This is a genomic window from Methylobacterium sp. GC_Met_3, assembly GCF_026540775.1.
In the GTDB taxonomy this organism is placed as follows: Bacteria; Pseudomonadota; Alphaproteobacteria; order Rhizobiales; family Beijerinckiaceae; genus Methylobacterium.
Window position 1 is genome coordinate 1 of the sequence record NZ_JALNUL010000086.1, and the last position, 10527, is coordinate 10527.

9 protein-coding genes and 1 pseudogene are annotated in these 10527 nt (G+C 60.0%); 4 read left to right on the plus strand and 6 right to left on the minus strand.

The window, feature by feature from the left end:
* Together OXS27_RS30555 and OXS27_RS30560 are read left to right on the plus strand one after the other, a co-directional pair.
* The coding region (locus OXS27_RS30555; RefSeq protein WP_267361385.1) for a PEP-CTERM sorting domain-containing protein at nucleotides 1–611 on the plus strand (611 nt) is incomplete at its 5' end.
* A 7-nt stretch (nucleotides 612–618) separates the two neighbouring features.
* Nucleotides 619–1509, plus strand: coding sequence for a hypothetical protein (locus OXS27_RS30560; RefSeq protein ID WP_267361387.1), 891 nt, complete (start codon nucleotides 619–621; stop codon nucleotides 1507–1509).
* Between the two features lie 289 nt (nucleotides 1510–1798).
* Here the strand turns inward: OXS27_RS30560 and OXS27_RS30565 are convergent, their stop codons facing one another.
* From OXS27_RS30565 to OXS27_RS30580, 4 genes are all read right to left on the minus strand, one after another.
* The gene (locus OXS27_RS30565; protein WP_267361389.1) at nucleotides 1799–2785 is read right to left on the minus strand and encodes a transposase; all 987 of its coding nucleotides are present in this window, start codon (nucleotides 2783–2785) and stop codon (nucleotides 1799–1801) included.
* A gap of 337 nt (nucleotides 2786–3122) precedes the next feature.
* Nucleotides 3123–4013 carry a glycosyltransferase gene (locus OXS27_RS30570; RefSeq protein ID WP_267361391.1) on the minus strand — a complete coding sequence of 297 codons (891 nt, stop codon included), beginning with the start codon at nucleotides 4011–4013 and terminating at the stop codon, nucleotides 3123–3125.
* Nucleotides 4010–5140 carry a glycosyltransferase family 1 protein gene (locus tag OXS27_RS30575; RefSeq protein WP_346733032.1) on the minus strand — a complete coding sequence of 377 codons (1131 nt, stop codon included), beginning with the start codon at nucleotides 5138–5140 and terminating at the stop codon, nucleotides 4010–4012. The genes OXS27_RS30570 and OXS27_RS30575 overlap by 4 nt, the downstream gene beginning before the upstream one ends.
* Before the next feature lie 44 nt (nucleotides 5141–5184).
* Complete coding sequence (locus tag OXS27_RS30580; RefSeq protein WP_267361395.1) at nucleotides 5185–6900, minus strand: GMC family oxidoreductase; 1716 nt, start codon at nucleotides 6898–6900, stop codon at nucleotides 5185–5187.
* Nucleotides 6901–8921: 2021 nt separating this feature from the next.
* Between OXS27_RS30580 and OXS27_RS30585 the strand changes: the two are divergent.
* A pseudogene (locus OXS27_RS30585) lies at nucleotides 8922–9004 on the plus strand (IS5/IS1182 family transposase); the annotation flags it as partial.
* A gap of 81 nt (nucleotides 9005–9085) precedes the next feature.
* Here the strand turns inward: OXS27_RS30585 and OXS27_RS30590 are convergent.
* Nucleotides 9086–9825 (minus strand): IS5 family transposase gene (locus tag OXS27_RS30590; RefSeq protein WP_267361399.1). Its coding sequence is split into 2 segments (ribosomal slippage): nucleotides 9086–9516 and nucleotides 9516–9825, totalling 741 coding nucleotides; the frame shifts between segments, so codons are not numbered across the junction.
* 258 nt (nucleotides 9826–10083) lie between these two features.
* Between OXS27_RS30590 and OXS27_RS30595 the strand changes: the two genes are divergently transcribed.
* Entirely contained in the window at nucleotides 10084–10317 is a 234-nt protein-coding gene (locus OXS27_RS30595; RefSeq protein ID WP_267361397.1) for a hypothetical protein, read from the plus strand.
* Nucleotides 10318–10446: 129 nt separating this feature from the next.
* Here the strand turns inward: OXS27_RS30595 and OXS27_RS30600 are convergent.
* The coding region (locus OXS27_RS30600) for a hypothetical protein (protein ID WP_267361401.1) at nucleotides 10447–10527 on the minus strand (81 nt) is incomplete at its 5' end.

The following is a 10527-nucleotide window of genomic DNA, read 5'->3' on the forward strand; positions in this document are numbered from 1 at the left end:
TGCGCTCAGCGGTGTGCGCTGTCTTTGAGATCAAGCCGAGAGGAATTAGGCAGATGTCGGGCGTCAAGAGGGCGGCGTGCGCGGTCGTTGCGCTGGGACTGATCGGCTCTTCGGCGGCGAACGCCGCTACATACAGCTTCAGCCTGAGCCCCAACTCAGTACTCAGCGGCAACGCTTACTCGGCGACTGGCGCCTTCACGCTCAGCGGTTTCGGTGTAACGGGCGGGAATGCAACGGTGAGCTTCGGTGGCTCCACGTACAATTTGGGCACGGCCACGGGCTCAGTGGTCAGCCCCATTCCAACTTCAAGCATCTTGAATCTGAGCTTCAATGATGCGGTCAGCAACGTCAAGCTGAGCGTTCAGGGTACCGTCGGGTCTACCAGCGGGACTTTCTCGGGCAACGTTATTAGTACATTCACCACGTCGAGCGGCTCCTTCGCGCAGACGGCATCCTTCTCCGGGGGCCCATCCGGCGGCGGCGGCGGCGGCATGTCCGGCGGTGCTCCCGCGCCCGAGGTGAATACCCTCTTCGGCTTGGCACTGGCTGGGGGCACCTTCGCCTTCCTTCGTCGCAGGCGCAACGCTCGGTCCGACCAGGCTGCCGCCTAAGGCCGCTGTGGCCTGGATCGTCGCTCGAGGCAGCACGGGGGCGCTTGGCGGGTCGATCCGAGCGCTTGCCGCGCATCTTCCGAACAGAGCAGCCAGCTGGGCTCTTCTGACCTTCTCCTGCGGCACGGCCCTTTCTGCCGCGCTGCAGCGCGTGTTGCCCACGTCAAATCCAGGATGGCAGCGTCTCGTCGAACTCAATGTCGGCGAGCTCTTTGCGATCGCGGCCGTCGCTTCACTCCTCATAACCACACGCAAATCGCGACCAGCGCTGACGCCGGTAGATCTCGCGGTCGTGGTCATCTGCGCACTGACGTGGTTCGCGCCTGAGCCCCACGCCGTCTACGCCGGCATGACAGTCGCCGCGATTTGGTTGATCACTCGACCGTACCGAGACCGTCTGATAGCTGACATAGGCCAAATTTGGCTGGCGCTGTGCTTGTGTGAACTCTGGAGCAAGCTCGCCTTCAAGTTGCTCTATCAGGGGATTGAGCCGTTTGAGGTCCAGTTCATGGCCTGGGTCGGTCGCTTCGCCTACCCAGATCTACGCGCGACCGGCGTCTACCTCAGCACCCATCCCGAGTGGTCGATCGTCATGTTGGACGGTTGCTCGGCGTTTCACAACCTTTCACTCGCAGCATTGATCTGGCTTTGCCTGCTCAAAGTCGCCGGCCGGCGTCCAGGTGCCGCGGAATGCTCGGCTCTCGCGACCAGTGCAGTCCTGGTGGTAGCGATCAACGTCGCGCGCATCTTGGCGATGTTGCCCTCGCCGACCGCTTACCATTTCTGGCATGACGAGACCGGTTCGGTCGCCGTCGCTCTCGCATCGATCACGGCCTCGATCGTGCCGATCGTCATTCTAATCGAGCGAACGCGATGTCCAGCGGCACGCCGAGTCTGAAAAGGGCGGATCGCTTCGCTCTCGTTGCGATATGCACGCTGCTCGTTTTGTCCGCGCTGATCCGGGTTCATTCCGCTTGGGTCCGCGATCCCGTGGTCGCGGTGGAAAGCGTCTCACTCGGTGAAGGCGTATCTCTACCGCGCGCGGAAACCGGCCGTCGTGCGGTCTGGATCGCCTCCTGCGGCGTGCCAGTGCCCGTAGACTTCGTCGACCCGGCGCCGCACGGCGCTGATTTGTCGCTCGCCTCTCCTCCGTTTATTGGCGACCGTGTATACTACGCTTACCGCGGTCAGGTCCTCGATGGCCAACTCGCCGCGATGAAGCTTACCCTCTTACACTTCGCGCGGCGGGCGGGAGCTGTTCTGCATATCCTCCGCGACGAAGGACAGAATGAACGGGCGGTCAAGTTCGTCGTACCCGCAGGATGCGATGCCACGCCTGACGAGGTTATGGACGCATTGCGGCGAAATGCTAGATCGCGGGGTTGACAGGCGCCTGCAAGCTTACCGCCCCCGAAAAAGTGGGCCGCGGCTCGTTGAGGCGGGATGGCCGCGCCGCGGCTGCTCGACGCCCCTAAGTCGTCATCGCGTCTTCGCTGCGGCCCGGACTGGCTGAGCCAGAACGCGGTGAACCTCGTGCGCCAGCCCAAGGAGGCACGGACTGGGTGCCCGTTCGGACACCTCGAAGAACCATGCAGTTGCGGAGGGTTGGCTGTCGATTTGACGCCGTTCGCAGCTTTGGCGTGATCGAACCGGCGTTCTGGCGGTCTGGCGGAGGTCGAGAAGGGCTCAGGAGCCCATCCCGAGGTTGCCTCAGGCCGCCACTGCCGGGCTTCGATCCATTGGAAGCGCTTGAGGTTGTAGGCTAGGTTGGCGAGCCCGATCTTGGTCCGGGCTTGGGCCAAACCAATCGTGCGCACGAACAGGCCGAAGCGGTGCTTCTGGCCGGTCAAACACATCTCGACGGCAAAGCGGACCTTGGAGCGTGCGCGGTTGGCCTTGCGCTGCGACGGCGTCAGGTCGTGGCCGGGCTGCCGTCGGAAGTGGATCTTCGAGCGCCGGCCCCGCTTGGCCAGATGGGCTTCGTTGGCCTTGGAGCGGTAGGCGGTGTCGGCCCAGACGTTGCTTGCCGTATTGGCCGGATCGCGGACGTTGGCCAGTTGCGCCCCGTCATGCGCGGCCGCACTGGTCACGGTGAAGCGCCGGACGAAGCCGTGCCTGCGGTCGATCGAGACGTGCGTCTTGTACCCGAACACCGGGATAGCGATCTCGACCATGGCCTTGGTGCCGTCCCCCTTAGCCGGGCGCGCCCTGGCCCGCTTCAGCGTCCAGCGCGCGTCGCGATCTCATCTCGAGCGGACACCTCGAAATACCCCCTTCCGTACGGGGCGGGGTGGTGATTCCCTGATGCTGTTCTCCGGCACCCCACTAAAATAGCGTTCCTGCGATCCGTTCCGATGACAAGAAGTATCCGAATGGCGCGGTGTGAGCATCTCACCACGGCGCACCACAACTGATCTGCTACGACCACCAAACGGCATGGCGCGAATATCGATCACGCGCCAAGCGGTCGAACGAAACAAGATTTTACAATTTAGACAGTACTGCGATGATTTACTGGAACTCAAGAATGCGGGTTGGATGAATTTTCAGCCGGATTAAGTCGAAAGCCGCACACCAATTTCCCCGCAGCCGGCCGCGGCGGTCGATACCGTCCTCTGGGCGCAAAGACCGAAGATGATTCATCGCGATGTTTCGCAAGATAATGGATACGGTGAACTTAAGCGATACTGATTTTTTTTTGAAAAGATAAAGCGGGTTCGCTATCTGAGAATAGCCGAGTGAGAACCCGTTTAGTCTCGCGCCTCTTACCCCACGGTGTACGCCAAACGACGAACTAACCCTGAGCAGCTTACCACGGCACTTCAGGCGCGACGAGAAATCTACATCCTCTTGCCAACCATAGAGTGGGAGATTTTCATCAAAGCGAGTATCTTCAATAGCCGAAGCACGGAACGACATGTTGCAACCGTACAGCCCCGTCTGGCGGATCGGCGGCGCTCCCTGCCTGCTGTCATCATCGGCGTATTTCTCCACCAAATCCAGCGCCGTAGCGAATGGTATCTCGCCTGAATTAATACCATCGGCGATCACGAGCCCGTCGATACCGACCACTTCGGGATACGCAGAGAACGCGGATACAACGCCCACCAGCCAATCGTTAGATGGAACAAAGTCATCGTCGAAGAAGACGATGATGTCGTGCTCTGAGACAGCCAACTCCAGCGCACGGTTACGCTGCTTGGCTAGACCGCGATCCCCGACGACAACAGAAGAATGCGGATACAGCTTCTCAACGGACGGCAGATCTTCAGCACACGTGACCGAGTAGATGACCGTCTCCGGGGGCTGAGACTGATTCTGAAGAAGAGACGTCCATCGCTCGATATCTGCGGGTCTCCCCACAGTCGCAAAGATAACGCATAACCTTGCGCGGGCGCTCATCTGGCGACTCCAACCGAGACCGGCGAATACGCTATCCTCTCGCACACATCGAGAAGACGGCGCGCTGCGCGTGACCATGTAAACTTCTGTGCCTGAGCCACGCCGAGTGCGGAGTACATCGTCCTGTGCTGGGGGGCGTCGCGGAGATCAGCGATCGCCGCGATCCATCCCTCCTCGTCGTCCGGTTTAGCGTAGATCGCCGCGGCACCGCACACCTCCGGCAAGGAACCACACGGCGCCACTATCGTAGGGCAACCCAAGATCATGCCCTCAAGCGGTAGCAACCCAAATCCTTCCGTCGTCGACGGACTCAGCGTGGCGGTTGAGTTCTCCAGCAATCCTCGCAGTTGGTCGTCGGTCAGAATACCCGAAAAGACTATGTTGTCCGGCACCAAGATTCCCTCGCGGGCGAATTCCTCCCGCCGATCGGGACCGATCAATACGCATCGCACGCTTTCTAATCGCCGATCCCTAAAAGCATTGATTATCATCTTGATATTCTTATGGGGCTGCACACTGGATAAGCCGACAAAATATGGCAGCCCACCGAGACCTAAGGCCCGAATGATGCCGACATCGGTATTGAATCGAAGCATATGATCGACACCGTTGTAAATGACGGTAATCTTATCTGCCGAGGCAATACCATTCCTGATCAGCTCTGACTTTGAGTATTCGGAGACGGTGACGATCTCGGCATGAACTTGCCCGATCAGCGGCAACGCAGCTTGATAAGCAGCACGAAAGATCAACGGGTACGACGACGGCACATTGAAAGTGTGCGCATCGTGGATCATAGTTACTGATCTTCTCTTAAGTACGGGGGCTAGATTACACAAGTTGACAAGCACCTGCCCCCGACTGCAAAGGGGAAGCTCTACTTGTTCCCACAGATGACCATATGTTATACCGCGCCGAATCTCGAACCCATCGAGAGTCGATGTGGCGCGCCATCTTGGCAAAATTTCGCCGCCTGGCACGGAGATTTCCATGTTAAGACCGGGGACGCAGAGACGGGTCTGCACCTCATGACAGGCACGCATCAACTCGAATGCGACACGATGGACCCCGGTCAGATCACTAGACAAGAATTTACCGTTGAATACGACGCGATCTGCAGCGGGCATCTCATCTCCCCATCACGTTCGTCGCCCGCGAGAGCGCTTCTAAATTAAATATTCGAGGACGCTAGGCCCGCATCCTGAGATGAGTTTTCAATTGATGTTCCGCTGGTCCCTCTCGATTCAGATCTTCGCGTCATCAGATGATCTGTGAGCCTTAGCGCGAGAGCAACGATCGTGAGCGTCGGGTTAGCGTGACCGCTCGTGGGAAACACTGAGGCTCCGACGACATAGAGATTGTGGCTTCCGAAAACGCGACAGTTTGAGTCGACGACGCCAGATTCTGGCGTCTCTGACATACGTGTCGCACCGAGAAAATGGTAGTTTCCGGCAAGATCATGTTTGGTCAGGGGCGCGTCTGTGTATAGCCAGTCGGGTGCGACCGATTCTGCAAGACCGGCGGCCTTGAATTTTTGGGCAAGCTTCTCGCTCATAAACCGCGCCGTTCGCCGCTCGGCCGGTCCAACTTTCCAGTCGATCGCCACGCGCCGCAGGCCCGTTACGTCGGCATCTTCTGTCAGGAAGATACGGCTTTCCCTATCCGGTTCTTGCTCCAAATCGACGATGACCTCGATCACCGGCTTCGGAATACTTAGTTCAAATCCCGTGATATATTTTCGAATAGAATTGTTGAGAACAGATCCGGCCCCGAGCAGTAGAGCCCCAATGTCGCCGAGATTTCGAAGCGAGAACAATTCTCCTTTTTTTAAATTGTCCCTCAGGCGCCTGCCCACCGTCCAAGCGGCGTCATCGCCGGCTTTGTACTGCAGCGCCGCACTCGCGTTCAGCAGCTTATGTTCAATTTGAGAGGCCTTGCTGAGGCTGAAACCATATTCATAACGAATTTCATAGCGCGGGGGCCTGATAAAATTATTGAGATTCCTCTGAAGAAACCTAGCTTGTTTTCCATCTGCCAGCAAATTTAGAATACATCCCCGAGGATGCTGCATGAAGTAACGACCGATATTATCATGTTTATTCACCTGCCGTAAACAGTTGGGCCGGAGATTCAGAAGGATTCTTGCATTTTCTACGCCGCTTGCGCTGAGAACAAAGTATTTCGCCCGGACCTTTAGAAGGTTGCCGTTCAATGATTTAAATATCGCAGCTGTGATACTACTGCCATGGATATTGCTTTCGAGAGAACATAAGTTCGCATGTAGATAGACATGAGCTTTTTCGTTCGAATGAAGCATCTTCGAATACGATTCAGCGAAATTGAAGTTTCTCTGAAACCCGAGCTTCATGTAGCTCCGGACTGTTTTTATTAGATCGGGCGACGCGACACGCCAAACAAAGAGATCGACATTATCGTCGGACTCAACGATCTTCAGCTGCGGCCGCCTTTCGATCGCAAGCCTATCGCTGATCCAGGGTTTTTTAAAATTGATAAGGCGTTTTGCTTGCTCGTAATACGGATCCAGGTCAGATTTCCGGATCGGCCAGCCAGAGTGTGGGACCCAGTCGCGGGCTTCGAAATCCATCGCATCAAGTTCTGCGCATCTTCCACCCCACAGGATGGTCGAACCGCCAAACACCCGGTACCGGCCCTCGCAGGGATCGATCGGATGGCCGACGCTGTAGCCCCGATAGAGATCCTGCGTCTCGGCCTCGCAGCTCCAGCCGCCAGCCTCCGCCAAACAGAATTTAATCCCCGCGCCGGCCAAGCGGTGCGCTATCGCTATCCCGGCCGCACCCGCCCCGACAATGCACACTTCTACATCAATCTCATCCTGGCCTTTGATATTATGCAAATCGAATATCATCGCTAAACTCGACCGCCGACCCCAGAGTGCTGACCATCGACCAAATTGGCTGATTGACCCTGCTCTAGGGATTTTCCTGCCCACGTTAGATCAATCGCCGATTTTCGAAATAGGGGCGATCGAAAAAACCACGTAGCTGAAATGCGGTAACCCGTCAGTTCGATCCCTGCCATGTCGCCTGACCAAGTCGCGAACAACTTTCAGACCCGGGGCATACCAACCGTCGAGCCGAGAAGTCGGTTTTCGTGGCTTTGGCGCCAGAGTGAGGGTAGAGAGTTTACGTGAGGACTTGTGTACATCAAAGACCGGATATCAGGCCGCGGTAGACCCGTTGAGGGCGGCAGTCAGCGGTCGAAAGGCCGCCATGACGGACGCCCAGCGATCGTTCATCGGCGGGTTTGATCGCTGAGGGTCGAAGGCTCGGGTCATTGCGGAATCTGGCGCCACCATACATTGAGCGCTACAATAGAAAGAGAGTTCGGTTCGGTCGACCTGCCCTCCGGCCCGCCGGGCGGACCGAGACGTCCGCGCGCCGGCGCGGGTCGCCGCGCCGTCAGTCCGATGGCTGGTGGCAAAGCCCTCGACCGCGTGCTCACCCCACATATGGGCGTCGCCCAGCCATGTATCGCACACGGTGCGGGTACTGAGCTCGGGTGGGAGCAGTTGGGGCGTCGAAGCCGTCCCGCGCGCAATCGATATTGCGCCCGGATAGAACGCTGGAGCAGGGCCATGCCCGGATCCGCGGACTCACGACGATTCGCGCTCCGGGCCAGCTGTCACATAGCTTTTCCGCCGGACGGGGTGAAGAGCCGATGCAGTGGTCGGGGTGGCACGTTGGAGCGGGCCGGCCATCGCGACTTCTCCGTGACGGTCTAGGAGATCGGGAGCTGATCGCGATCGTCGCCCCTCTTGGTGGCCTCGGTGCGGATGTGGTCGCAGCTGTCAGGCGAGGATGTCGCTGGGCCGCGATTCCAGGGTGGTGCGCTTGGTACAAACAGCAACGGTGCCGCAATATGCTTGACGCGCCCGGCTCGGCGAACGCGATCCGCAGCAGAGGCTTGACGCGCCACGGCGTGGGGTCGCCGCTGAGCAACGCGGCAGGTGCCGGGGCGCTGGAGACATTTACTAGGTCAGCTGGCTCCGCCGCGGGGACTCGGCTGAGCGCTTAAGCGGCCGGAACTAACATCCCAGGTTGGTCGCCATCCAGCGGCCGCCCTCTCGTCTTGCGGGATCGAAAGCACCCATCCGGCGTGCTGCATGCCTCTTTCCGGACCAAGCAGCACTCTTCGCCGCGACGTGTACAGCCTGCGTGCGCGGGTCTCGCGTCGGGGGTGACAGCGCGTGTGGTAAATGATTTGCTAATCCTCATGTGCCGCGCGCAACCTGCGCGGTGGAGGGCCCTGCTTTGAACCACAATGAACCGCAGCGGCACACTGACCCAATTTGGTACGACCGAGCCGAGCCCGACGAGCCGCCGGGTTTGATACTGGAGACGTTGGCCCACATAGCCCTGATCGTACTGGCCGGGTGGGTGACCGCGGTTCGGGTCTATCGGTTACCGGACTGGTTGTGGTGCCGGGTCTGGGACCGGATCGAGCGCCAGTGGTCCTTGAGAACAAAACGCCGGTGAACCGCCATCTGGTGGCGCGAGAATCTCGAATGTCCTGACCCGGCGGGGATTTGACGCGCTGCCGCCCACATCGGCGAGCCGCGGCTGGTGCGGCTCTCGGGGCCGGAAAGCAGACCATCAACTTGCCCTTCCGGATGCGCCGGATCGCGTCGCCATAGGGATCATGACGACCCTGGATCGCGCTCTTTCACAGTTCGTGCGAGCCTGCGGTGCTGATAGTTCTGTCGTCCGCGGATACCCTGAAATCGCGACCTGAGTCGGCCTCGGCTATGGGGCCGTCGCCACCGACGCTTCTGTCGGACGCATCGTCCATTGACGAACTTCTCGGATGCTCCCTTGCAGCCATCGTGCATCGAACTTTTAAATTAGACGCACCAGAACATCAGCCCATAACACAATTCTCTACGTTCTGCGCGGCGGCATCGCATGGCGGCTCACATCAAGGATCTGCCGCCACATTCAACGAAATTCGGCTGACTCGGCCGCTGGCGCGACGCAGGCTTGTTTGGCCGGATCAACCGTCATCTCGTCGAGCCCGCTCGCTACCGTCCGGACTCATAACCAGTAGCTGACGGTCGCGGCGAAGCAGACGGCAGCGAGATAGTTCGTGGCCGAGAGGTCGTAGCGGGTGGCGATGCGGCGAAAGTCCTTGAGCCGCCCGAACATCCGCTCTATGGCATTGCGGCCGCGATAGAGCACGGGCGAGAAGCGGGGCTTCCAGCGCCGGTTGATCTTGGGCGGGATGTTGGGTGCGGCCCCGGCCGCTTCGATCTGCCGGCGGATGGCGTCGGTGTCGTAGCCCTTGTCGGCCAGCACGATGCGGCAGGCGGGCAGACGTTCGAGCAGCAGCGCGCCGGCCTTGCAGTCGGCGGCCTGCCCACCGGTCAGCAGAAAGGCGAGCGGGCGGCAGAAGCGATCGGTGAGGGCGTGGATCTTGGTCGTGCGCCCGCCCCGCGAGCGGCCGATGGCTTGGTTCTGCTCCCCCCTTTACCCCCGGCGGCGCAGCGGTGGGCCTTCACGGCGGTGGAGTCGATCAGCACCTGGGAGGGCGGGCCGCCGGCTTGCACCAGCGTCTCGAACAAGCCGACCCAGACCCCCTTGGCCGCCCAGCGTACGAAGCGGTTGTAGAGCGTCTTCTTCGGCCCGTAGACCTCACGCGGTGCGTCCGTCCAACGCCCGCCGGACTTGAGCACGTGGACGATGCCGCTGATCACCCGCCGGTCGTCTACGCGCTCCTTGCCCCGTGTGTCGGTGGGCAAGTGCGGCGTGATCCGCGCAAACTGCTCGTCCGTCAGCCAGAACTAATCCATCGGCTCCTCCCACGGAAGCCGTGAATCACACCCAAGCCGTCCGGGCCACCATTATGGGTCCGGACGGTAGCGTGTCACGCCGGAAGCCTCGTCTTCAGCATTGCTCTACGGCTAGACCAAGGAAACGACCGAGGTTGGCGGCCCATGCGGCTGGGACGCTGGCAAGAAGATCAACGGCCTCACACGCCGAGCGCGGGTCGACCCGCACGGTGTACGCCGGTCCTCGATCGGGAACCTAACGACGTGCAGGACCAAGACGGGGCCATTCCGATGCTTCACCTGTGGCGTCGGACCTTCCCGTTCATCACCAAAGCCGCCGCCGACGCTGCTGATGCCAGCGACCAGCCGGCGATCGCGACGATCGTCTTCGTCGAGGTCGTGCGCAGGCCGCTGGATCAGGTTGGCTTTGCTGTTCATTGGGGCCGGTGGTTCGTCGAACAGTTCTTCGACTGGATCGGCCGCCACCGACGCCTCTGATGGGATCAGAAAGCGACCCTCGCCTCCGCAAAAGCCTTGCTCAAGCTATAGCTGTTGCAATCCTCAGGCGCCTCGCTCGTTTAGTCCTTCCGCTCGACCGGACACTGAGCGGCCTGCAGCTTCCAGGGATCAGCGCCCGTAGATATCCTCGACGCGGATGATGTCGTCCTCGCCGGTATAGGAGCCGACCTGCACCTCGATCAGCTCCAG